This window comes from Streptomyces sp. NPDC090045, assembly GCF_044747975.1.
Lineage (GTDB): Bacteria > Actinomycetota > Actinomycetes > Streptomycetales > Streptomycetaceae > Streptomyces.
In genome coordinates, this window is the sequence record NZ_JBIVFA010000011.1 from 272,186 (window position 1) to 294,027 (window position 21,842).

General features: G+C 72.1%; 20 protein-coding genes. 12 read left to right on the forward strand and 8 right to left on the reverse strand.

Annotation, left to right across the window (positions count from 1 at the left end; all coding sequences use genetic code 11):
* Positions 1 to 29 precede the first annotated feature (29 nt).
* Positions 30 to 1,949: an AAA family ATPase gene (locus ACIPYQ_RS27865; RefSeq protein WP_401256270.1), complete on the reverse strand. Its 1,920-nt coding sequence runs from the start codon at positions 1,947 to 1,949 to the stop codon at positions 30 to 32.
* 388 nt (positions 1,950 to 2,337) lie between these two features.
* Positions 2,338 to 2,973, reverse strand: a complete 636-nt coding sequence (locus tag ACIPYQ_RS27870; protein WP_401256273.1) for a uridine kinase — start codon at positions 2,971 to 2,973, stop codon at positions 2,338 to 2,340.
* A 109-nt stretch (positions 2,974 to 3,082) separates the two neighbouring features.
* Between ACIPYQ_RS27870 and ACIPYQ_RS27875 the strand changes: the two genes are divergently transcribed.
* The 5 genes from ACIPYQ_RS27875 to ACIPYQ_RS27895 all read left to right on the forward strand — a co-directional run bounded on the left by ACIPYQ_RS27875 (position 3,083) and on the right by ACIPYQ_RS27895 (position 7,455).
* Positions 3,083 to 4,450, forward strand: coding sequence for a peptidase C39 family protein (locus tag ACIPYQ_RS27875; RefSeq protein ID WP_401256276.1), 1,368 nt, complete (start codon positions 3,083 to 3,085; stop codon positions 4,448 to 4,450).
* Positions 4,451 to 4,603: 153 nt separating this feature from the next.
* A complete protein-coding gene (locus tag ACIPYQ_RS27880) occupies positions 4,604 to 5,038 on the forward strand; it encodes an SPW repeat protein (protein ID WP_401256278.1) in 435 nt (144 codons plus the stop codon).
* 167 nt (positions 5,039 to 5,205) lie between these two features.
* Positions 5,206 to 5,358: an SCO1431 family membrane protein gene (locus ACIPYQ_RS27885; RefSeq protein WP_107050446.1), complete on the forward strand. Its 153-nt coding sequence runs from the start codon at positions 5,206 to 5,208 to the stop codon at positions 5,356 to 5,358.
* Positions 5,359 to 5,427: 69 nt separating this feature from the next.
* On the forward strand, positions 5,428 to 6,135 hold the full coding sequence (locus tag ACIPYQ_RS27890; protein WP_401256281.1) for a TetR/AcrR family transcriptional regulator: 708 nt from the start codon (positions 5,428 to 5,430) through the stop codon (positions 6,133 to 6,135).
* 147 nt (positions 6,136 to 6,282) lie between these two features.
* Positions 6,283 to 7,455, forward strand: a complete 1,173-nt coding sequence (locus tag ACIPYQ_RS27895; RefSeq protein ID WP_361765279.1) for an acyl-CoA dehydrogenase — start codon at positions 6,283 to 6,285, stop codon at positions 7,453 to 7,455.
* A gap of 720 nt (positions 7,456 to 8,175) precedes the next feature.
* On the opposite strand, the gene ACIPYQ_RS27900 is transcribed toward ACIPYQ_RS27895, so the two are convergent.
* Both ACIPYQ_RS27900 and ACIPYQ_RS27905 read right to left on the reverse strand, forming a co-directional pair.
* Positions 8,176 to 8,733, reverse strand: a complete 558-nt coding sequence (locus ACIPYQ_RS27900; protein ID WP_401256284.1) for a hypothetical protein — start codon at positions 8,731 to 8,733, stop codon at positions 8,176 to 8,178.
* Positions 8,734 to 8,857: 124 nt separating this feature from the next.
* Entirely contained in the window at positions 8,858 to 9,586 is a 729-nt protein-coding gene (locus ACIPYQ_RS27905) for an alpha/beta fold hydrolase (protein WP_401256287.1), read from the reverse strand.
* A 458-nt stretch (positions 9,587 to 10,044) separates the two neighbouring features.
* Between ACIPYQ_RS27905 and ACIPYQ_RS27910 the strand changes: the two genes are divergently transcribed.
* Entirely contained in the window at positions 10,045 to 11,178 is a 1,134-nt protein-coding gene (locus tag ACIPYQ_RS27910) for a hypothetical protein (protein ID WP_401256290.1), read from the forward strand.
* Positions 11,179 to 11,193: 15 nt separating this feature from the next.
* Positions 11,194 to 12,285 carry a phosphotransferase family protein gene (locus ACIPYQ_RS27915; RefSeq protein ID WP_401256293.1) on the forward strand — a complete coding sequence of 364 codons (1,092 nt, stop codon included), beginning with the start codon at positions 11,194 to 11,196 and terminating at the stop codon, positions 12,283 to 12,285.
* 34 nt (positions 12,286 to 12,319) lie between these two features.
* Here the strand turns inward: ACIPYQ_RS27915 and ACIPYQ_RS27920 are convergent, their stop codons facing one another.
* Positions 12,320 to 12,799, reverse strand: a complete 480-nt coding sequence (locus ACIPYQ_RS27920) for a hypothetical protein (protein ID WP_401256296.1) — start codon at positions 12,797 to 12,799, stop codon at positions 12,320 to 12,322.
* A gap of 217 nt (positions 12,800 to 13,016) precedes the next feature.
* Between ACIPYQ_RS27920 and ACIPYQ_RS27925 the strand changes: the two genes are divergently transcribed.
* From ACIPYQ_RS27925 to fxsA, 4 genes are all read left to right on the forward strand, one after another.
* Positions 13,017 to 13,457 (forward strand): Lrp/AsnC family transcriptional regulator, encoded by a 441-nt coding sequence (locus ACIPYQ_RS27925; RefSeq protein WP_030011705.1) that lies wholly within the window; start codon positions 13,017 to 13,019, stop codon positions 13,455 to 13,457.
* 112 nt (positions 13,458 to 13,569) lie between these two features.
* Positions 13,570 to 15,189, forward strand: coding sequence for an amidohydrolase (locus tag ACIPYQ_RS27930; protein ID WP_401256299.1), 1,620 nt, complete (start codon positions 13,570 to 13,572; stop codon positions 15,187 to 15,189).
* A gap of 328 nt (positions 15,190 to 15,517) precedes the next feature.
* On the forward strand, positions 15,518 to 16,303 hold the full coding sequence (locus ACIPYQ_RS27935; protein WP_361765297.1) for a polyprenol monophosphomannose synthase: 786 nt from the start codon (positions 15,518 to 15,520) through the stop codon (positions 16,301 to 16,303).
* Between the two features lie 67 nt (positions 16,304 to 16,370).
* On the forward strand, positions 16,371 to 16,955 hold the full coding sequence (fxsA, locus tag ACIPYQ_RS27940) for an FxsA family membrane protein (RefSeq protein ID WP_401256302.1): 585 nt from the start codon (positions 16,371 to 16,373) through the stop codon (positions 16,953 to 16,955).
* Between the two features lie 143 nt (positions 16,956 to 17,098).
* Here the strand turns inward: fxsA and ACIPYQ_RS27945 are convergent, their stop codons facing one another.
* The 3 genes from ACIPYQ_RS27945 to ACIPYQ_RS27955 all read right to left on the reverse strand — a co-directional run bounded on the left by ACIPYQ_RS27945 (position 17,099) and on the right by ACIPYQ_RS27955 (position 20,036).
* Positions 17,099 to 17,473 carry an RNA polymerase-binding protein RbpA gene (locus ACIPYQ_RS27945; protein ID WP_007262928.1) on the reverse strand — a complete coding sequence of 125 codons (375 nt, stop codon included), beginning with the start codon at positions 17,471 to 17,473 and terminating at the stop codon, positions 17,099 to 17,101.
* Between the two features lie 314 nt (positions 17,474 to 17,787).
* On the reverse strand, positions 17,788 to 19,197 hold the full coding sequence (locus ACIPYQ_RS27950; RefSeq protein ID WP_361765303.1) for an MFS transporter: 1,410 nt from the start codon (positions 19,195 to 19,197) through the stop codon (positions 17,788 to 17,790).
* Between the two features lie 68 nt (positions 19,198 to 19,265).
* A complete protein-coding gene (locus tag ACIPYQ_RS27955; protein ID WP_401256305.1) occupies positions 19,266 to 20,036 on the reverse strand; it encodes a glycerophosphodiester phosphodiesterase family protein in 771 nt (256 codons plus the stop codon).
* A gap of 236 nt (positions 20,037 to 20,272) precedes the next feature.
* On the opposite strand from ACIPYQ_RS27955, the gene ACIPYQ_RS27960 reads away from it, so the two are divergent.
* Positions 20,273 to 21,775 (forward strand): PLP-dependent aminotransferase family protein, encoded by a 1,503-nt coding sequence (locus ACIPYQ_RS27960; RefSeq protein ID WP_401256308.1) that lies wholly within the window; start codon positions 20,273 to 20,275, stop codon positions 21,773 to 21,775.
* Positions 21,776 to 21,842 lie beyond the last annotated feature (67 nt).

Below are 21,842 nucleotides of genomic sequence, written 5' to 3' on the forward strand. Positions count from 1 at the left end.
GGCGGAGCCCCCGATTCGCCGCGCCCCGGCTACAGCGGCGGCGGCTCCGGCCGCTCCTGCGGCCCCCGGCCCGACAGGACCTCCCCGTACGCCTGCATCAGGTCCGGCAGCCGCAGCGTGGCCAGATCGTCCCGCGACGGCTCCCCCGCGAAGCCCGCCAGCCGCAGGTCCCGGTACGCGCAGCTCTTCTCGTACAGCGTCCGCAGGAACCGCCCGTTGCCGAGCTCGTCGATCCAGCCCTGCTCCACCACGTGCCCGCTGATGCTGCGCAGCTCCTCCAGCGACTCCTCGTCCCAGCGGTCCCCGTTCGCGTCCGCCAGCACCCCGCCGATCGCGGTCAGCTCCAGCGGCCGGTAGCTGGGGAAGTCCACCCGCGTGGTGAACCGCGAGGACAGCCCCGGATTGGCGGCCAGCAGCCGGTCCATCCCCGCCGGGTAGCCCGCCAGGATCACCACCAGGTGGTCCCGGTTGTCCTCGGCCCGCTTCAGCAGCACCTGCAGGGCCTCGTCGCCGTACGCGTCGCCCTTGCTGTAGCCCGAGTTCGACAGCGAGTACGCCTCGTCCACGAACAGCACCCCGCCGATCGCCGAATCGATCAGCTCGTTCGCCTTCACCGCGGTCTGGCCCAGGAACTCGCCCACCAGGTCCGCCCGCTGGGCCTCCACCAGATGGTCCCCGCCCAGCAGCCCCAGCGCGTAGAAGACCCGCCCCAGGATCCGCGCCACCGTGGTCTTCCCCGTCCCCGACGGCCCCGAGAAGACGAAGTGGCGTTTCGGCGGCTGCACCGGCAGCCCCTGACCCGCTCTCAGCCGCGCCATGTGCAGCTGCGCCGAGAGCGCCTTCACCTGCCGCTTGACCGGCTCCAGGCCCACCATCCGCTCCAGCTCCGCCAGCGCCTCGGCGAGCGCCGCCGGGTCGGCCGGACCGGCCGGCAGCCCCTCGGGCCCGCCCTGCGGCGGGACGGGCACCTTGCGCCGCGCGCCCTCCACCCGGCCCACCGGAGGAGGCGGCGGAGCCAGCGGGTCCGTCTCGGCCTGGTTGTCGGCCGCGATGTCCTGGACGGGCCCGCCGCCCAGCGCGACCGCCGCGAAGTCCCCGCCCGCCGGGGACGGGCCGTGCCCGGCGTAGGCCCCGTAGCCGGCGTACCCCGCAAGACCCGCCAGATCGGCCATGCCGTCGGTGTCGTCGCCGTCCTCGATGGCCGTCAGCCGGGCCGCGGTGTCCATGAACGAGGGATCCACCCGGTGCACCGCCCGGTACAGCGGCAGCGCCGCCGCGCTGCGCCCGGTGCCCTCGTGCGCCCGCGCCAGCCAGTACCGCAGCTCCTTGCGCTGCGGCTGCTCGCTGCGACAGCGCATCAGGGCCGCCGACAGCATCGGCTCCGCCTGCCCGTACATCTCCAGCCGGACCCGGGCCATCCCGCCGAACAGCCCGGCCTCGATCCCCAGCAGCGGATCGTTCACCAGCGGCTCGGTGTGCCGGACCAGTTGCTCCCAGTCCTTGACCAGGTAGGCCCGGCAGGCGTGCAGGAACCGTACCTGGGAGTCGGTGTCCACCGGCGGCAGCGCCGCGAGGGCCTGGTCCAGCTCGGGCACGTGGCGGCCGTCCAGCCAGTGCGAGGCGTGGGCGAGCAGCAGGTCCCGCCGGCTCTCCAGTACCGGCTGCACCCACCAGCCCAGCCAGTACCAGGAGTTCAGCGTCCTCCGGTGCCGGGCCCGCTGCTCGCCGAAGCGGTCCCGGTGCGCGTACATCCGGAGTAACGCGTTGCCGGTGTCCACCCGCAGCGCGTGCAGCCCCAGCCAGGCGTCGGCCATCGAGGGATCGAGTCGTACGGCCGCCCGGAACTCCTCCTCGGCCTGCGGATAGGCGCCCATGGTGCAGGCGTCGACTCCGCGCAGCCAGGCGAGTTCGGCCGGGGCGTGCATGCTGCCCGGCGTGCCGAAATCCATCACGTCCCCCACAAGCCTGCCCCCGTGGTGCGCGGCAACCCCCGCTTCGAGCGCGCGAGTTGACCGGTGCCACCGGCTGGCGTCGCTGAAATCAGGGCTGCATCGTACCTGCGGTTTCGCACCTTACGTAGGGCGCGACGGGCCGGGTTCGGGCGCGCGCCCCAGGGCCGGTCGGTGACTCAGGGTGAAGGATCGGGGAGGATCCGCCCCGCGCGGCACCCGCGGGAAGGGGGTTCGCGGGCAGAACGAAGCCCCCGATCACGGGGGAACAATCGGGGGCTTCGTGTCTGCGGCAGCCGCAAGGCCGCGCATTGAGAACGTAAGGCCGGTGCGGGCCCCAGGTCAAGCAGGTCGGTGGAGGCCCGGCGGAGAGGAATTTCAGGGCCGCTCAGGCCCGGGGGAGTTCGTCACCCTCGGTGACGGAAGCCGGGGTTCCCGCCGTCGCTCCGGCCCCGGAAGACCACTCGTATCCCGTACCGCTCTGGCGTACCAGGGTGTCGGCGAAGGGGCGCGAAGGGTCATTGGAGAAGTGCGCGCGCTCCGCGCGCTCCCATCCGTCCCAGAAGTCGGAAAGTTCATGCCCGTCCCGGTTTCGCCCCCGCAGCCAGGACTGCGCACGAGGAGTCTCCATCCACAGCAGCCCCGCCAGATGCGGGCGCAGCGCCCGCCGGCCGGCCCCGACCCCCTCGACCAGCAGCACCGGCGCCGGCTCCAGCACCCGCTCCGGCCCGAAGCGGCGCTCCACCCAGTCGTACGGGGCCCAGAGCGCGGGCCGTCCCTCGGCGAGCGGCTCCAGCACCTGCGCGCGCAGCCGCTCCTCCCAGCCGAACAGCTCCGCGTGGCTGGCCACGTCGTCCAGGTGCAGGACGGGCGCCCCGCCCAGCGCTTCGGCGAGCCGCCCCGCGAAGGTGCTCTTCCCGGATCCGGCGTGACCGTCGATCCCGATCAGGCGCACCGGGCCGAGGGAGACCGGCAACGCGGCAAGCTCCCGGGCGAGTGACTCGAGTGACTGCTGTGGCTCCACCCGACCAGCGTAGACAAGCCCGACACGACCCGTGGCTTCGGCGTACGGCCGCCGGGAACTGGAAGGGTGAAGCCACCGAAGCGCCGACCCACTCCGGGGGAACCTCGCGATGACAGCATCCACGCCACGCAGGGCCGTACTCGTCGCCGCACTTGCGGTCGCCACCGCGGCGACCGCCGCCGGTGTCCCCGGCGGCAGCGCCTCGGCGGCCGCCCGGCCCGGCCCGCGGGCAGCGGGCCGCACCGTCGACAACCGCTTCTGGTACTCCTTCGCCCACTGGCTGGCCGGCACCCACCAGGGCACCACCGCCGTCGGCGGCGCCCGTCCCGGCCTGGAGATCAAGACCGCCGCCGGCCGCACCGAGTACGCCGATCCGCACACCGGGAGGAAGAGCGTCTGGGAGTACGCCACCTGGACCTCCCCGGTGCACCGCTCCACCGTGCCCGCCACCGAAGCCATCGCCTCCTGGAACGCCCGCACGCCGGCCGGCACCTGGATCCAGATCGAACTGCGCGGCACCTACACCGACGGCGCCGCCACCCCCTGGTACGTGATGGGGCGGTGGGCCTCCGGGGACCGGGACATCCGCCGCACGTCGGTGGACGGCCAGACCGACGGCAAGTCCACCGTCTGGACCGACACCCTGGCCGTCGACGCCCCGGCCGCGGCCGCCGGGCTGCGGATCACGGACTGGCAGCTGCGCCTCACCCTGCACCGCAAGCCGGGTGCGGACCGCGGCCCCACCGTGTGGCTGGCGGGCGCGATGGTCTCCGACGTCCCGGACCGGTTCACGGTCCCCGCCTCGGCCCCCTCCGGCCGCGCCCACGAGCTGAAGGTCCCGCGCTACTCGCAGGAGACCCATGCCGGGCAGTACCCCGAGTACGACAACGGCGGCGAGGCCTGGTGCAGCCCGACCTCCTCGCAGATGATCATCGAGTACTGGGGAGGCAAGGCCAGCGCCAGCGCCCTGACCTGGGTGAACCCGAGGTATGTCGACCCGCAGATCTGCCACGCGGCCCGCTCCACCTACGACGCCGCCTACAAGGGCTGTGGCAACTGGCCCTTCAATCCCGCGTACGCGGCCACCTACCGCGGGCTCGCCGGAGTCGTGACCCGCCTCACCGCCCTGTCCGACCTGGAGACCCTGGTCCGGGCCGGAATCCCGGCCATCACCTCGCAGTCCTTCCGCACGGAGGAGCTCGGCGGAGCCGGCTACGGCACCGCCGGCCACCTGATGACCGTCATCGGCTTCACGGCCGCCGGGGACGTGATCGCCAACGACCCCAACTCACCCGACAACCCCTCCGTCCGCCGCGTCTACAAGCGGGCCGAATGGGAGACCATCTGGCTGCGCACCAAGCGCCACGGCGCCGCCGGCAAGGTCGCCTCGGGCACCGGCGGCATCTGCTACCTCTACTTCCCGGCGGCGCTGGGTGCGGCGCACGCGGCCGCGCTGACGGCGGTCGGGGTGCTGTGAGAAGGCGCCGGGAAAGCCCGGGAAAGCCCGGGAAAGCCCGGGAAAGCCCGGAAAACTCCGGGAAACCTCTACTGGTCCGGATGGCTTAACTGGCGGAATATGGGCATAAGTGCATAAAGGGCATATAAGGCTCCTTGTAGGAGGCAGTCCGCCATGACCACTCATCCCAGCAGCATCGAGCACCACCCGGACCTTGCCGAGATGCGCACTCGGTTCGAGCGGGTGACCAGCACCCCTGCCGCGCAAGCCGTTGAAGCACTGGCCCTGGTCACGGGTCTGTACCTGGCGGCTTCGCCGTGGATAGCCGGGTTCAGCGCCCTGACCCCGCTGGCCATCAACAACCTGATCGCCGGCCTGGCGTTCTGCCTGTGCATGGGCGGTCTGGGGTCCGCTTACGAACGCACCCATGCGATGGCCTGGACCGCAGTCGCACTCGGCGCGTGGACGATCATCGCCCCGTGGGCCATCGCCGGAGAGATGGACACGACCCGGTCGGTGGTCAGCAACGTGATCACCGGAGCCGTCGCACTCTGCCTCGGCCTCGCGATGGCGGGCTTGGCGAGCCGTGACCGCGATTCCCGCATCTGACGATTCCTGCGTCTGGTGACGGAGCCGAACAGGCCGCCGGGCCCTCGCCGCACCCTTCGTTTTCGGGGTGGCGGGGGCCCGGCGGTGTGGTGTGCGGTGTGATGCGTGCCACCACGTGACCAGCGTCATCTACCGCGAAGGCCGCGAACGCTGGCACATTGGACATCATGACTGCCGACAGCGCCACCCCGACCGCCCCCGCCCTGGACCTCGTCCGCACCGGAGGCCCCAAGGACGACTCCTCCTGGCTGGAGCACGTCCTCGGCTGGACCCTCGTGGTCGTCGTCGCCATGTTCGTGACCCAGGTCGGCTGGCTGTAACCGCCTCTGCCCTCGCTCGCTCCTGCCATACTTCGGGCACGTTGTGCCGGTTCGAGGCTGGGGCTGAATTTGAATCATGGTCAACAGCGCGGTACGACCGAGCGTTCGCAGGTTCGTAGGGCCGAACTCATAGCAACTGGCCGCAAGTTGTTCGCCGACACCTCGTACGACGCGCTCTCCGTGGACGACATCGCCAAGCAGGCGGGCGTCGCCAAGGGGTTGATCTACTACTACTTCACGAGCAAGCGCGGCTACTACCTCGCCATCGTCGAGGACTCGGTCGCCGAGCTCGTCGCCCGCGCCGGCGGTGACGCGGACCTCCCCGGCGCGGAGCGCGTCCGCCGCACCATCGACGGCTACCTGCACTACGCCGAGCACCATCGCGCCGCGTACCGCACCATCGTCACCGGCGGCGTCGGCTCCGACGCCGAGGTGCTCGCCATCCGCGACGCCGTCCGCGAGGAGCTGGTCGCCACCATCGCCGAAGGCGCGTACGGGCACCGCGGACTCCCGCCGGTCGCCCGCCTCGCCCTCGTCGGCTGGCTCTCCTCGGTCGAGGGGATCACCCTGGAATGGATCGGCGGGCTGGGTGGGCCGGGTGGGATCGAGGTGGCGGCGCAGCCCGATCGTGCCGAGCTCGGCGCGATGCTCGTGCGCCAGCTGCGCGCGACACTGATGGTGATCGAGGAATTCGTCCCGGAGTGTCCGGCACCTCCCGCTACCGAAGGACCGTTCGGTCAGCGTGACGATCTTGCCCCGGTGACGGGAAGCTCCTGATCGGGCATACTCAAGCCGCCGCAGCCGCTGAGCAGCCCATTCCGTGATCCGGGAGGGCAGTATCGGCTGTGAGAGCACCGAGACCCGGCGGCGCGTCCCACACCTCACGCGTCGTCGCCGTGCCCGACCAGGGAGGAGAGCGCCGCCATGACAGACCGCGCCCCGCAGCCGGTGGACCGTCAGCTGCCCACCGAGGAGTCCCGCGACCTCCTCGCCCTCGTACGCGAGATCGCCCAGCGGGAGATCCGCCCGAAGGCCGCCGAGGAAGAGGACTCCGGGAGGTTCCCCCGCGAGGTCTTCACGCTGCTTTCCGAGGCCGGGCTGCTCGGCCTCCCGTACCCCGGCGAGTACGGCGGCGGCGAGCAGCCGTACGAGGTCTACCTCCAGGTCCTGGAGGAGCTGGCCGCGGCCCGCCTGACCGTCGGCCTCGGCGTCAGCGTGCACTCCCTGGCCTGCCACGGCCTGGCCGGCTACGGCACCAAGGAGCAGCAGGGCGCGCACCTGCCCGCGATGCTCGGCGGAGGCCTGCTCGGCGCCTACTGCCTGTCCGAGCCGGCCGCAGGCTCCGACGCCGCCTCGCTCACCACCAAGGCGGTGCGGGAGGGTGACGACTGGATCATCACCGGCACCAAGGCCTGGATCACCCACGGCGGAGTCGCCGACTTCTACACCGTCCTGGCGCGGACGGGCGCCGAGGGTCCCAAGGGCATCACCGCCTTCCTGGTCCCCGGTGACGTGGAGGGCCTGACGGCGGCCGTGCCCGAGAAGAAAATGGGAATGAAGGGCTCGCCCACCGCCCAGCTGCACTTCGACGGCGTACGGGTGCCGGACGCGCGCCGGATCGGCGAGGAGGGGCAGGGCTTCACCATCGCTCTGGCCGCGCTGGACGCGGGGCGTCTGGGCATCGCCGCCTGCGCCATCGGCGTCGCGCAGGCGGCGCTGGACGAGGCGCTCACGTACGCCCTGGACCGCAAGCAGTTCGGGCACCCGATCGCGGACTTCCAGGGGCTGCGCTTCATGCTGGCCGACATGGCCACCAAGATCGAGGCGGGGCGCGCGCTGTACCTCGCGGCGGCGCGGCTGCGGGACGCGGGCAAGCCGTTCTCCCGGCAGGCGGCCATGGCGAAGCTGTTCTGCACGGACGCGGCGATGGCCGTCACCACGGACGCCGTGCAGGTCCTCGGCGGCTACGGCTACACCGCGGACTTCCCCGTCGAGCGCCTGATGCGCGAGGCGAAGGTGCTCCAGATCGTGGAGGGCACCAACCAGATCCAGCGCATGGTCATCGCCCGCCACCTGGCGGGGCCGGAGACCCGCTGACCGGGGTCGGGGGCTGGGCCGGGGGCTAGGGCTCTTTAGTAGAGCCCGCTGCTGGTGGTGGGCCAGATCGGGGAGGACGTGAGGCGGGACCATTCCGCGTCGCGCCGACCGGGCAGCGTACGGCCGGCGTCGGCCCACCGGGCCAGCAGGTCGCTATAGATCGGCGGATCGGGCGTCTGGGTCTGTTGGTGTTGCGGTTGCTGATGCGGTTGCTGTTGTTGCTCACGCTGGTGGGGATGCCGCCGCTGAACCGATTCTTCGAATCCCGGCGGCGTCGGCCGGCGCCTTCGGCCGGCTGAAGACTGAAGCATGGTCATGCACGGCCAACGCGGGAGCGAAGGGCCGGGTAATCGCCCCCGGGGTACGGGTATCCGTTCGAGCCGTCCCCGGGGCGGCCGGGTTTCGGTGGGGCGGGGTCGGTGAGGGGGCGGGGGTTTCCCGTCGGTCTCATCGTCTTCCGTGGCGGGCCGGTCCCTCAAGGGCGCTCCTTCGTCGCGTCGCTGCGCGATGGCCTGCGGCCACCCTTGACCGACCGTCCCGCCACGGAAAATCGAAGACAGCCGGGAAACCCCCAAAAGAACGGGCCGGGCGAACGGGACAGGGACGGGCGTGTCGGCCACACCCGGCGGGGTCGGGGGGCGCGTCAGATCGCTACGCGGTTTCGCACGTCTCAGCGGCTGCGAGCCGTCTGTGGCGAGGCTATGGCTGCCTGCACCCCTCTCAGATTTCCCGGAAGATCAGGGCTGCACCGAGGGCCGCATCGGCGGGAACGAAGGGCTCCCCTTGGGCTGTGTCGCGTACGGGCAGGCCGCTCTCCGCAAGCAGCGCACGCACCCGACCGATGGCGGGGACCGCGAAGGTGCAGGCGACGAGCGCCGGGAGCGTGGGCGGTACTTCACCCGGCAACAGATCCGGAAGGTCGGACCTGGTCAGGAGGGTCACCGGGTCCTCTGCGGAGAGCGGTCGGCCCAGATACCGCTCGTACCGTTCGCGAACGAGGGGGAGCTGTCCGTCGGGTACGCACAGCACCGCCTCGACGAGGTCCTGGGCGCCGTTGGGGTGGTCGAGGTGGCGGGTGTGCTGGAACTCCGGGTCCAAGTCGGCGACGACGCCGACCCGGCCTTCCGGCGTACCGTCGATCTCCAGATAGCGGATGGGTTCCGTGCGCACGCCGTGGGGGGTCTCGACCGGCCGGCCGACGGTGTTCACCCCGCCGTGCCCGACGCCGGCGGCCTTGAGCCGGTCCGCCGCGCCGTCGATGTCCGGCGAGGAGAACATCAGGATGTGGAGCCCTTCGAAGCGATCACGCCATTCGTTGAGCTGGGCGCTGGTCGTTTCGATTCTCGACAGGACCAGCGGGAGCTTTTCCCGGCCTGCGGCCCGTCCGGCCTGGGCGGTGTCGTCAAAGTCGCGTCTGAACCGCCGCCCACGCCGTGGTGAAGAACGTGGTGAGTACGGGTGCGAGGGCGTGCGGGTCGACGTTGTGGTTCTGGCCGGGGAAGGTGTGGAGGATGTAGTTGTCCCCATGGGAGGCGAGTTCCTTCGCCGCGTTGGCCATGTAGGGCTCGCCCGTGTCGCCGTGACCGACGAGTACCGGGATGGTCACACCGGCCCAGCGATCGGTGGGCAGTGGGCGGCCTGACATGAAGTCGGCCATGAGCAGGCCGTCATAGGGGAGGGTGCGGGCAGCGGCTTCCCACGCCGCCCAGACAGGAGTGTGCCGCATTCCGTCCATGGCTGCCGGAGGCATGGCCAGGCCATCTGTCAGGAAGTGGGTGAGGGCTGCCGTGGTGTCTCCTCGCGCGACCATGGCCTCGAGGCGGTCGACGTAGTCGGCCGGCAGGGGCGCACGGGTCCCGTCAACGACGAACGGCGGTTCGTACAGGGCGAGGGCGCAGACCTCGCTGCCCCTGGCCACGGCCTCCAACGCCAGAACGGCTCCGGAGGACATCCCGAAGAGCAGCACCGGCCCGCCCGCCCGCTCGATCAGAGCGTCCAGGTCGTCGATTTCTCGCTGCACGTCGTAAGGCGGATGGTCACCGCTGTCGCCGCGTCCTCTGCGGTCGTAGTTGTAGACGCTGAAGTCCCGGGACAGCAGCGAGGCGAGGGGTGTGTGCCGTGCCCGGGTCATCAACGTACCGCCAACGAGAATCAGCGCCGGGCCCGTCTCCCCGTGCCTCTCGCAGGCTATGGGCGTGCCGTCGGACGAGACCACCGTGAACATGCTGCTTCCCCCATGTCGCCGCGGCCAGGCCCGGCCGGCGTTCTCTCCCGAAGGTTACAGCCGGCGCACTCCAAGGTGATCTTGTGGGATGAACAAGATCACGAGGTGCCCATCCGGCCGAAGCGCCACACAACTCCCGAACCAGCCCTACCGGCGGGTCCGGTGATGCGTCGTCATGAACTGTCGGACGCTGAGTGGGAACTCGTGCAAGCACCGAAACGTGGTTCAACCGCCTCAAGCAGCGGCGCGGCGTGGAGTGTCGCCGTGTCAGAGCGTGCCAGAAGGGTGGTCTTGGGTGGCGTTTCTGACGTACCGTCATATCCGCCTGAGCCGCCCCCCGAAGCCGTACGTCCAGGAGGTCCGCCATGTCCGTCGACCGGCCCGTCGCCCTCGACGAGTACCCCATCCACCAGGCCCCCCTGTCGATGAAGCACCTCGTCAGCGGCGACCGCAACGCCTACGACCGCTGCATCTTCCACGTCTTCGACCACGCCGGCCGCGCCGTGCTCATCCTCGGCCTCGGCGTGTACCCGAACGCCGGGGTCATCGACGCCTACGCCACCCTCCGTATCGGCGACGAGCTCCTCGCCGTACGCGCCTCCGATGCTTTGACCGATGATCGGATGAACCTGTCGGTGGGGCCCCTGTCCATCACCGTCGACGTTCCGCTCAAGCGGCTCACGCTGCGCTGCGCGGCGGACCCGGAGGACCCGGACGGGCTCTCGTACGACGTCACCTGGAGCGCCGAGTTCCCCGCCGTCTGGGAGCCCCACCACGTCCAGCGGCGCGGCGACCGGCTCATGCTGGAGGGGCGCCGCTTCGTCCAGGCCGGTGGCGTGAGCGGCGTCATCCGGGCGAAGGGGGAGGAGTTCGTCCTCACGCCGGGGGAGTGGACCGGTACCCGTGACCGGAGCTGGGGGGTGCGGCCGATACCCGGTGAGGACGGGGGAAGGGCCGCCGAGGAGTACCGGCCCGAGGGGTTTCACTGGCTCTGGATCCCCGTTCGCTTCGAGGACCGTTTCGTCATGGTCATCGCTCAGGAGGACGCCGACGGGCACCGCACGCTGAACGAGGCCGTGCAGGTGTTCCCCGAGGGCAGCGGCCGCCACGACGTCCAGCTCGGCTGGCCGCACACCGAGATCGGATACCGGCCGGGCAGTCGGCACCCCGAGCGGGCCGTCGTCCATCTCACCGACCCGTCCCGCAAGCCCCTCGAGCTCGGTGTGGAGATCCTGAACTCCTCGCCGCTGGCCGTCGGCGCCGGCTACCCGCCCGCCGGCGACTGGCAGCACGGCACCTGGCAGGGGCGCGGCTGGACCGACCGTCGTACCTACGACCTTTCCGACCCCGCGGCCCACCCCATGGCCGCCTTCGGGGTCACCGACCACTCGGCCCGCTTCACCCTCGACGGGCAGACCGGGCACGGCATCTTCGAGCACGGCAGCTTCGGGCGCCACGACCCGAGCGGATTCGTCGACTACTCCTCCGTCGCCCAGTAGGAAAGGGGATCGACCATGGCCACCGCACCACGTCCGCGTACCTCCACCCGGGAGCCCGAGGAGCTCGGTCGCCGCCTCGCCGTCTGGCTGGACGGCAGGCTCCCGGGAGCGAAGGTCACCAACGTCTCGGTCCCCGGATCCAACGGGATGTCCAGTGAGACCCTGCTCTTCGACATAGAGCACCCCGACACCCCGCTGCGCGCCTGCGCGCTGCGGCTCGCCGCCGACCCGGCCGCCTACACCGTCTTCCCGACGTACGACATGCCGCGCCAGCACCGCGTGATGCGTCTGGTCGCCGACCACACGGACCTGCCCGTCCCGCGGGTGCAGTGGCTGGAGGAGGATCCGGGGCCGCTGGGGGCGCCGTTCTTCGTGATGGCCCGTGCCGAGGGCCGGGTCCCGCCCGACGTCATGCCCTACACCTACGAGGGCAACTGGCTGCACGCCGCCACCGACACCGAGCGCGCCGCGCTCCAGGAGGCGAGCATCTCGCTACTGGCCCGGCTGCACGACCAATTCCCGGCCAAGGAGGCCGAGTTCCTCCTGCCCGAGGGCGCGGGCAGCCCCCTGCGCCGGCACGTGGACGCCCAACGCGCCTACTATGCCTGGGTGGTGGCCGGACTCGCCCCGTCCCCGCTCATCGAGCGGGCCTTCGACCGCCTGGAGGAGCTGTGGCCGGCGGACGAGGGCCCCGCGGTCCTCAACTGGGGCGACGCCCGCATCGGCAACGTCATCTACGACGGCTTCACGCCGGTGGCCGTCCTGGACTGGGAGATGGCGGCCTGCGCCCCGCGCGAGGTGGACCTAGGCTGGACCGTCTACCTCCACCGGTTCTTCCAGGACCTCACCGTCGGCTTCGGACAGCCCGGCCTGCCGGACTTCCTGCGCCGCGAGGACCTGGAGCGCCGGTACGCCGAACTCACCGGGCACACCCCGCGCGACATGGAGTTCCACACCCTCTACGCCGCCCTGCGGCACGCCATCGTGATGCTGCGCATCGCCTACCGGCAGGCGCACTTCGGCGAGGTGGAGATCCCCGCGGACCCGGACGGTCTGATCCTGCACCACGCCAGCCTGGCCGCCATGGTGCAGGGAACGTACTGGTAGGGGTCGGAGCAGGGGCGGGACGCCCGGGCGGTGGTCAGGCCGCCTGGGCGTGCTGCTGCCGCGTCTGCGCCTGCGGCTGCGGGAGCACCGGGCTCACCACACGGACCGGACGCGAACCCGGGCCGCCGACGTGCGAGAAGGGCTGCGTCCGCCAGTCCAGCCCCTGGGGCAGGGCCGACAGGACGATGGAATCGAGCTCCGGGGCCTCCACCGGCTGGATCATGCCGACGGTGGGCAGCGCGTCCGTGGCCGGCCGCCCGGTGCCCGCGCACACCGTGAGCCCGAAGGGGTTCCACGGGGTCAGGCAGAGCGCGTGCTGCGGCAGGAACTCCTCGTCCGCGACGAGGGCGATCGACTGGCCGCAGTCGGGGCAGATCGCGTGGTGGATCTCGAATCCGTCGAAGTCGTCCGGGTATTCGGCGTAGGCGCCGTCCTCGGGGTACGGGTCGTCCCCGGATTCGAGCGGCTCCAGGGGCTCCGGTTCGGTGCGACCGGCGCGCTTGGTGTTCAGCATGGATGTACTCCCCCTTGGGTGGGCCGGGCGGGCAGGTTCTACGGCCTCGGCCACAGCAAGCACTTCCCGTCGAGCGTCACGAGTAACCACAACAGACCGGCCTGCACCTGCATACCCCTGTGGCCTTGGTCACATGCCTGGCGCAGATGCCTCCAGTGGGCGGACACCACTGGGCCTGGAGTGCCCTTGGGCCTTAAGTTGAGCGGCTATGAGCGCAATGGAGGAGCTGGACCGCCAGATCGTGGATCTGCTCGTACGGGACGGGCGGATGAGCTACACGGATCTGGGCAAGGCCACGGGACTGTCCACGTCGGCAGTCCATCAGCGAGTACGCCGTCTGGAACAGCGCGGGGTGATCCGCGGGTACGCGGCCGTGGTCGACCCGGAGGCCGTCGGCCTGCCGTTGACGGCGTTCATCTCGGTGAAGCCCTTCGACCCGAGCGCCCCGGACGACATCGCCGACCGGCTGGCCGGCGTCCCCGAGATCGAGGCCTGCCACAGCGTCGCGGGCGACGAGAACTACATCCTCAAGGTGCGCGTCGCCACGCCCCTGGAGCTGGAGGACCTCCTGGGCCGGCTGCGCGCCCTCGCCCACGTCTCGACGCGCACGACGGTGGTCCTGTCCACCCCCTACGAGGCCCGCCCGCCCCGCGTCTGATCCTTCACGCACCCAGCCCGCGTGTGACCCGGCCCCCGGGGCGGAGCCCCACGGGGGCCCCGCCCCGCACCCGTGTCCGCGCGTGCCCGGCGGACACGCGAAACTTGTCCCCATGACCGAGCGCGCGACACCCGCCCCCACCGACCCCACCCGCACCGTCCTCCTCCGCGGGGGCGAGGTCCACAGCCCCGCCGACCCCTTCGCCACCGCGATGGTCGTCGAGCGCGGCCGCATCGCCTGGGTCGGCTCCGAGGGCGCGGCCGACGCCTTCGCGCAGGGCGTGGACGAGGTCGTCGACCTCGGCGGGGCGCTCGTCACGCCGGCGTTCACCGACGCCCACGTCCACACCACCTCCGCCGGCCTGGCCCTCACCGGGCTGGACCTCAGCCGCGCGCGCTCGCTGACGGCCGCGCTGGACCTCGTCCGCGCGTACGCCGCGAGCCGTCCGGCCGACCGGGTGCTCCTCGGGCACGGCTGGGACGCGGCCCGCTGGCCCGAGCGCCGGGCGCCGCACCGCGCCGAGCTGGACGAGGCCGCCGGCGGCCGCCCGCTCTACCTCAGCCGCATCGACGTCCACTCGGCGGTGGTCACCACGGCCCTGCTCGACCTCGTCCCGGCCGTGCGGCCCGACGGGGACCGGCCGCTGACCGCCGACGACCACCACGCCGTACGGCGGGCCGCCCTGGCCGCCGTCACCCCGGCCCAGCGCGCCGAGGCCCAGCGGGCCGCCCTCGACCACGCGGCCTCCCTCGGCATCGGCTCCCTCCACGAGTGCGGCGGGCCGGACATCTCCTCCGCCGAGGACTTCACCGGCCTGCTCGCGCTGGCCGCCGAGCGGCCCGGGCCGCGCGTCTTCGGGTACTGGGCCGACCGGGACCTGGGAATGGCCAGGGCGCTGGGGGCCGTCGGTGCGGCCGGTGACCTCTTCGTCGACGGCGCCCTCGGCTCGCACACCGCCTGCCTGCACGCCCCCTACGCCGACGCCGCGCACACCGGCACCGGCTACCTCGACCGGCAGGCCGTCACCGCACACGTGGCCGCCTGCACCGAGGAAGGTCTGCAGGCCGGTTTCCACGCCATCGGCGACGCCGCGATCACCGCCGTCGTCGAGGGCGTCCGGGCGGCCGCCGAGAAGGTCGGCCTGGCACGGGTCCGCGCCGCCCGGCACCGGGTCGAGCACGCCGAGATGATGACGCCCGCCGCGATCGCCGCCTTCGCGGAGCTGGGGCTCACCGCCTCCGTGCAGCCCGCCTTCGACGCGGCCTGGGGCGGCGAGGACGGCATGTACGCGGACCGGCTGGGAGCCGAGCGCGCCCGCACCCTCAACCCGTACGCGGCCATGCTCAAGGCCGGCGTGCCGCTGGCCTTCGGCTCGGACGCACCGGTCACCCCGCTGGACCCCTGGGGCACGGTCCGCGCGGCCGCGTTCCACCGGACGCCCGAGCACCGCATCTCCGTACGGGCCGCCTTCACCGCCCACACGCGGGGCGGCTGGCGGGCGCTGGGCCGCGACGACGCGGGCACCCTCGTACCCGGCGCCCCGGCCGACTACGCGGTCTGGCGGACCGGTGAACTGCTGGTCCAGGCCCCCGACGACCGGGTCGCCCGCTGGTCTACCGACCCCCGCTCGGGCACCCCCGGACTGCCCGACCTGACCCCCGGATCCGAACTGCCGGTGTGCCTCGCCACCGTCGTCGGCGGGCGGGAGGTATTCGTACGCCCACAGGGGTGATCCGGTGTGCCTCGGCTCGGTACGGGCGGTCGGACCCGGATAGGTTCGCTCGGGTCCACCACAGGACGTCCGTGCCGGACGGATCCGTCTGCTCAGCGCGCCCGCGCCTCGGGGGCGAGGGAAGGTTTCGCCGGTGGGGGCACCCCCAGGGGTAGCTGGGGGAGGTGGCCCCGGGTCGGGGCTCGGCGGTCCAGTAGACAACGGTCACGGCGGCCCGCAGCCAGCGGGCGTCTGACCGGCCCGAAGGACCGCGGGCCCCGGCCACTGTTCTAAAGTCATCCTCTGCGACCAGACGTACAGGACGTGCAAGAGCACAAAAGGGGACTCAGTGAGCGACGGCGGACAGCGGACCTACGGGCCGCTCGGTACGGCCTTGGTGATCATTCCGACCTACAACGAGGCGGAGAACATCGGGCTGATCGTCGGCCGTGTGCGCGCGGCGGTGCCCGAGGCCCACATTCTCGTCGCGGACGACAACAGCCCGGACGGCACCGGCAAGCTCGCCGACGAGCTGGCGGCCGGTGACGACCACGTCCACGTGCTGCACCGCAAGGGCAAGGAGGGGCTGGGCGCCGCCTACCTGGCGGGCTTCGTCTGGGCCCTGGAGCAGGGCTACGGGGTGATCGTCGAAATGGACGCCGACGGCTCCCACCAGCCCGAGGAGCTGCCCCGCCTGCTGACCGCGCTGGCCGGCGCGGACCTGGTCCTGGGCTCCCGCTGGGTGCCGGGCGGTCGGGTGGTGAACTGGCCGAAGAGCCGGGAGTTCATCTCGCGCGGCGGTTCGACGTACTCCCGGCTGATGCTGAACCTCCCGATGCGTGACGTGACCGGCGGCTACCGGGCCTTCCGGCGGGAGACCCTGGAGGGGCTGGGGCTGGACGAGGTGGCGTCGGCGGGCTACTGCTTCCAGGTCGACCTGGCGCGCAGGGCCGTGCAGAAGGGCTTCCGCGTGGTGGAGGTCCCCATCACGTTCGTCGAGCGCGAGTTCGGCGACAGCAAGATGAGCAAGGACATCCTGGTCGAGGCCCTGTGGCGGGTCACCCAGTGGGGCATCAAGGCCCAGGCGGCCAAGCTGCTGGGCAAGGACGGCGGCAAGCCCGACGCGAAGCACTGACCCCTAGGGGCTGTCCGGTACCTCCGGCTGAGGCCGCTTTTACGCGGCCCCAGGCACACTGGGTGGTATGACGACCGGTATTTCCGCGGCCCCCCGGCGGCGTTCGCCCGCCCGCACCTTCCTCCCGCTGGCCATCGCCGCCTGGCTGATCCTGGAGATCTGGCTGCTCACCGTGGTCGCGGACGTGGCCGGCGGGCTCGCCGTGGCCGCGCTGCTGGCGGGCGGCATCGTCCTGGGCGCGGTGGTCATCAAGCGGGCCGGGCGGCGTGCCTTCAAGAACCTCGCGGACACCTTCCAGCAGGCCCAGCAGGGGAAGCAGCCCGCCCCGCAGCAGCCAGGCCAGGGCAACGGCCTCACCATGCTGGCGGGCCTGCTGCTGATGATGCCGGGGCTGCTCTCCGACGTGGCGGGCCTGTTCCTCCTGCTGCCGCCCGTCCGGGCCTGGATCGGCCGGCGCGCGGCCCGCTCGCTGGAGCGCAAGATGGCCTCGGCCCCGGCCGGGAGCTTCGGCGACGCCTTCCAGCAGGCCCGAATCCACTACCCCGACGGCAAGGTCGTCCAGGGCGAGGTCATCCGTGAGGACCGGCCCGAGGGCCCGGGCGGCCCGGGTGGCGGCCCGGACACCGGCCACCGCCCGCCCCTGACCCCGTAGGGCCGGCCGCCCGGCGCCGACTCCCGGAGCCGGGCACTCCCGGAGCCGGGCAGAGCGCAGGAACAAGCCGAGGGGCCCCGCCACAGTGTGTGGCGGGGCCCCTCGGCTTGTGACTGTATCCGGTTTAAAACCGTGTCCGGCTGTCAGGCGGACTTGCGGCTGTCCCGCGGATGCACGGCAATGTTCATGGCGCCGGAGCGCAGGACCGCAAGCCTTTCGGCCAGCACTTCCTCCAGCTCCTCGCGGGTGCGTCGCTCCATGAGCATGTCCCAGTGCGTTCGCGCAGGCTTGCCCTTCTTCTCTTCGGGCCCGTCCCCGTCCACCAGGAGTGCCATGGCGCCGCACGCCTTGCACTCCCACTCCGGCGGAATTTCTGCCTCAACCGAGAACGGCATCTCAAATCGATGTCCGTTCTGGCATGCGTACTCCACCGCCTGGCGCGGGGCCAGATCGATGCCGCGGTCCGTCTCGTAGCTGGTAACCACGAGGCGCGTACCGCGGAGAGCTCGCTCACTCATGAATCGTGCCTCCCGGGCTTTGTCGCCCACAGGACAGGTGTCGCTGTCGTCGTCATCCGGTCAACGTCCGGTCGGCGGTATAGATTCCCGCTCCGGGTCGTGCGTCGCCCGTCGTGCCGCCCCTTGTTGTACCCACCAATGCCCGTTTTGTCACATCTGGCAGCAGATGTCACCCAACGTCCACGCTTCTTGAGCGCGCAGTAACGGTCCGCCTGGCAGGCCAAAGGCGTACACTACCGGCCCTTTGCTTCAACGTCTAAATTCGTTCGGAATTCGTTCGCGGATCCGGGCCGTGCGCACTCGCGGAACCGCTCTCAGATCCGCTCCGGTACAGGATTGCCTGCCGCTTCCACCGCGCGCCGCACCGGCACTCGCGCCAGGAGCACGAATCCCAGTGCGAAGAAGGCCACCAGCGAGATGATCGCGTCCCGGTAGCTCCCCGTGAGCTGGTAGGTCAGGCCGAAGACGAGCGGACCCACCCAGCTCAGCCCGCGGTCGCTCATCTCGTACGCCGAGAAGTACTCGGCCTCCTTGCCCGCCGGCACCAGGTGCGAGAAGAGCGAGCGCGACAGCGCCTGGCTGCCGCCCAGCACCAGACCGATCATCGCGGCGAGCGCGAAGAACCACACAGGGGTGCGGGCGGGCAGGAAGTAGCCGACCCCCAGCGTCACCGCCCAGGCGGCCAGCGACCCCAGGATCGTCCGCTTGGCGCCGTAGATCCGCGCGAGGCGGCCCATGCCCAGCGCCCCGGCCACCGCCAGGACCTGCACCAGCAGCACCGCCCCGATGAGGGTGGACTGCTCCAGCTCCAGCTCCTCCGAGCCGTAGATGGAGGCCTGGGAGATCACCGTCTGCACGCCGTCGTTGTAGATCAGGTACGCCAGCAGGAACGACAGCGTCAGCGGGTAGCGCCGCATGTCCTTCAGGGTGGCGACGAGCTGCTTCCAGCCACTGACCGCCGGCCCGGCCCCCGGCTCCCGGACCACGGCCCGGTCCCGCAGCCGTCGCAGCGGGATCAGGGCGAAGGCGCCCCACCACAGGCCCGCCGAGGCCAGGCAGATCCGTACCGCCATGCCCTCGGTGAGGCCGAAGGCGTCGTGGCCCATGTAGAGCACCAGGTTCATCACGAGCATCACGGAGCCCGCGGTGTAACCGAAGGCCCAGCCCCGCGAGGAGACGGTGTCCCGCTCGTCCGGTGTGGAGATCTGCGGCAGGTAGGCGTTGTAGAGCACCATCGAGACGGACAGCGAGGCGTTCGCCACGATGAGCAGCAGCCCGCCCAGCAGGTAGCGCTCACCCCCCAGGAAGAACATCCCGGCCGTCGCCGCGGCGCCGACGTAGGCGGCCACGGCCAGCAGCGGCTTCTTGCGCCCGGTCCGGTCCGCCGCCGCGCCCACCAGCGGCATGAGCAGCACGGCCAGGATCACCGAGGCCGACACCGAGTAGGCGAAGAAGGACCCGGCCCGCACCGGGATGCCCAGCGGGTGCACGAAGCCCTCGGCGTCCGCGGCGGCCTTGGCCACCGAGGTCAGGTACGGCCCGAGGAACACGGTGAGCACGCTCGCCGAGTACACCGACACGGCGAAGTCGTAGAAGTACCAGCCTCGCTGCTCGCGCTTGCGCTCGGCCGTCGCGGCAGCGGCCGCCGCGTCCGATCTGCCGTCCTCGGCTCCCGGTTCCGCTGGTTCCGCTTCCTCGGTCGTCCTGCTGTCGTCCGCGCTCACCTGATGTCCCCCTCGCTGGTCCCCGTACCGCAGCGGCCCCCGTGCCCGCGCGGCGGCCGAAGAGCGTGTCAGGCCCAGGCCCCGCGCCGGTCCAGCACCGTGCGCAAGATGTCGATCTGGTCGGTCATGATGCCATCGACACCCAGGTCGAGGAGAGCCTCCATACGTTCCGGTTCGTTCACGGTCCACACGTGGACCTGGAGGCCGCGCTCGTGCGCGGTCCGCACGAAGCGCCGGTCGACCACGCGGATGCCCGCCTGGGTCTCCGGCACCTGGGCCGCCACCGCGCCCACGCGCAGCGCCGCCGGGATCGCGTAGGAGCGCAGCCGCAGGCCGAGCACCCCGCGCACGCCGTACGAGGTCGCCAGCCGGGGGCCGGCGATCCGCTGGGCGCGGGCCACCCGGCTCTCCGAGAAGGAGCCCACGCAGACCCGGTCCCAGATTCCGGTCCGGGCGATCAGGTTGACCAGCGGGTGCAGCGCCGACTCGGACTTGATGTCGATGTTCCAGCGGGCGTCCGGGAACTCCTCCAGCAGCTCCTCGAAGAGCGGCAGCGGCTCGGTGCCCGCCACGCGCGCCTCGCGGACCTGCTTCCAGGACAGCTCGGCGATCCGGCCCCGTCCGTCGGTGACCCGGTCCAGGGTGGAGTCGTGGAAGGCGACGAGTTTCCCGTCGGCCGTGGCGTGCACATCGGTCTCGAAGTACCGGTAGCCCGCTTCGGCGGCCCGGCGGAAGGCGGCGGCGGTGTTCTCCAGCCCGTCCGCGGCACCTCCCCGGTGCGCGAAGGGGATCGGAGCCGGGTGGTCCAGATACGGATGGCGAAGGCGTACGTGCGTCACGGCGGCAGTATCCCCCGGGACGTGAGTGGACGGTGGTACGCGAGGTGAACGACGGACGAGGCGCCGCCCGAACCGATGCGCCGCCGGTACCCGGTAGGCGCCCCGCCGGCACCCGGGGAGCCATCCCCTGGTGCAAGTGGACTGGGTCGTGACAGGCTGGGCCCCCAGGCATCAATCCAATCCCGGCTCCCGGCGCGCACCGTCGAGGCCAATCCGACGAAGGTGGACCGGACGCAATGGCCGAATGGACCTCGGCGGTCGGCGCCGCGCAGCTCGCCCGTCTCATCACCTCGCAGCAGGAGCGCCCCGCGGTCCCCGGCGCCCGCAAACTGCCCGCGTACCGCACCCTCGCCGACGGGATCCGCCTCCTCGTCCTCGAAGGCCGCGTCCCGGTCGCCGCCCGGCTCCCCGCCGAGCGGGAGCTGGCCGTCGCCCTCTCCCTCAGCCGCACCACCGTCGCCGCGGCGTACGAGGCCCTGCGCGGGGAGGGGTTCCTGGAGTCGCGCCGGGGCGCCGGCAGCTGGACCTCCGTACCGGCCGGGAACCCGCTGCCCGCGCGCGGCCTGGAGCCGCTGCCGCCCGAGTCCCTCGGCTCGATGATCGACCTCGGCTGCGCCGCCCTCCCCGCCCCCGAGCCCTGGCTCACCAAGGCCGTCCAGGGCGCCCTGGAGGAGCTGCCCCCGTACGCGCACACCCACGGCGACTACCCGGCCGGCCTGCCCGCGCTGCGCCGGATGCTCGCCGACCGGTACACCGAGCAGGGCATCCCCACCATGCCCGAGCAGATCATGGTCACCACCGGGGCGATGGGCGCGATCGACGCGATCTGCAGCCTCTTCGCCGGGCGCGGGGAGCGGATCGCCGTCGAGTCGCCGTCCTACGCCAACATCCTCCAGCTCATGCGCGCCGCCGGGGTCCGCCTCGTGCCCGTCGCCATGGCCGACGGGCTGGCCGGCTGGGACATGGACGTCTGGCGGCAGGTGCTGCGCGACTCGGCCCCCCGCCTCGCCTACGTCGTGGCCGACTTCCACAACCCGACCGGGGCCCTGGCCACCGACGAGCAGCGCCGCGCCATGGTGGCGGCCGCCCGCTCGGCCGGCACCGTCCTGGTCGCCGACGAGACCATGCTGGAACTCCGGCTGGACCCGGAGCTGGAGATGCCCCGCCCGGTCTGCTCCTTCGACCCGGCCGGCAGCACGGTCATCACCGTGGGCTCCGCCAGCAAGGCGTTCTGGGCGGGCATGCGGATCGGCTGGGTCCGCGCCGCCCCCGACGTGATCCGCAGCCTGGTCGCCGCCCGCGCCTACGCCGACCTGGGCACGCCGGTGCTGGAACAGCTCGCGGTGAACTGGCTGATGCGCACCGGGGGCTGGCGGGAGGCCGTCGGGATCCGCCGCGACCAGGCCCGGGAGAACCGCGACGCGCTGGTCGCCGCGGTCCGCCGGGAGCTGCCGGACTGGGAGTTCGAGGTTCCGCAGGGCGGGCTGACCCTGTGGGCCCGCGCGGGCGGTCTGTCGGGCTCCCGGCTGGCCGAGGTGGGGGAGCGGGTCGGCGTACGGGTCCCCTCGGGGCCGAGGTTCGGCGTGGACGGGGCCTTCGAGGGCTACGTCCGGCTGCCGTTCACCGTGGGCGGGCCGGTGGCCGACGAGGCCGCCTCCCGGCTGGCGGCGGCGGCCCGGCTGGTCGGCACGGGCGCCGGCGGCAGCGGCGCGGAGCCGCCGCGCACGTTCGTGGCCTAACCCGCCTAACCCGCCTAGCCCGCCTAACCCGCCTAACCCGCCTAGCCCGCCGCACCCGTCGCGACCG

Excerpts from the sequence above, each read along its gene's own strand:
- ACIPYQ_RS27880 (WP_401256278.1), top strand. The coding sequence starts at position 4,604 with ATGACCACTCATCCCAGCAGCATCGAGCACCACCCGGACCTTGCCGAG.
- ACIPYQ_RS27900 (WP_401256284.1), bottom strand. The coding sequence starts at position 8,733 with ATGTTCTCCTCGCCGGACATCGACGGCGCGGCGGACCGGCTCAAGGCC.
- ACIPYQ_RS27960 (WP_401256308.1), top strand. The coding sequence starts at position 20,273 with ATGGCCGAATGGACCTCGGCGGTCGGCGCCGCGCAGCTCGCCCGTCTC.
- fxsA (WP_401256302.1), top strand. The coding sequence starts at position 16,371 with ATGACGACCGGTATTTCCGCGGCCCCCCGGCGGCGTTCGCCCGCCCGC.
- ACIPYQ_RS27930 (WP_401256299.1), top strand. The coding sequence starts at position 13,570 with ATGACCGAGCGCGCGACACCCGCCCCCACCGACCCCACCCGCACCGTC.
- ACIPYQ_RS27875 (WP_401256276.1), top strand. The coding sequence starts at position 3,083 with ATGACAGCATCCACGCCACGCAGGGCCGTACTCGTCGCCGCACTTGCG.
- ACIPYQ_RS27910 (WP_401256290.1), top strand. The coding sequence starts at position 10,045 with ATGTCCGTCGACCGGCCCGTCGCCCTCGACGAGTACCCCATCCACCAG.
- ACIPYQ_RS27895 (WP_361765279.1), top strand. The coding sequence starts at position 6,283 with ATGACAGACCGCGCCCCGCAGCCGGTGGACCGTCAGCTGCCCACCGAG.
- ACIPYQ_RS27945 (WP_007262928.1), bottom strand. The coding sequence starts at position 17,473 with ATGAGTGAGCGAGCTCTCCGCGGTACGCGCCTCGTGGTTACCAGCTAC.
- ACIPYQ_RS27925 (WP_030011705.1), top strand. The coding sequence starts at position 13,017 with ATGGAGGAGCTGGACCGCCAGATCGTGGATCTGCTCGTACGGGACGGG.
- ACIPYQ_RS27885 (WP_107050446.1), top strand. The coding sequence starts at position 5,206 with ATGACTGCCGACAGCGCCACCCCGACCGCCCCCGCCCTGGACCTCGTC.
- ACIPYQ_RS27920 (WP_401256296.1), bottom strand. The coding sequence starts at position 12,799 with ATGCTGAACACCAAGCGCGCCGGTCGCACCGAACCGGAGCCCCTGGAG.
- ACIPYQ_RS27915 (WP_401256293.1), top strand. The coding sequence starts at position 11,194 with ATGGCCACCGCACCACGTCCGCGTACCTCCACCCGGGAGCCCGAGGAG.
- ACIPYQ_RS27865 (WP_401256270.1), bottom strand. The coding sequence starts at position 1,949 with ATGGATTTCGGCACGCCGGGCAGCATGCACGCCCCGGCCGAACTCGCC.
- ACIPYQ_RS27905 (WP_401256287.1), bottom strand. The coding sequence starts at position 9,586 with ATGACCCGGGCACGGCACACACCCCTCGCCTCGCTGCTGTCCCGGGAC.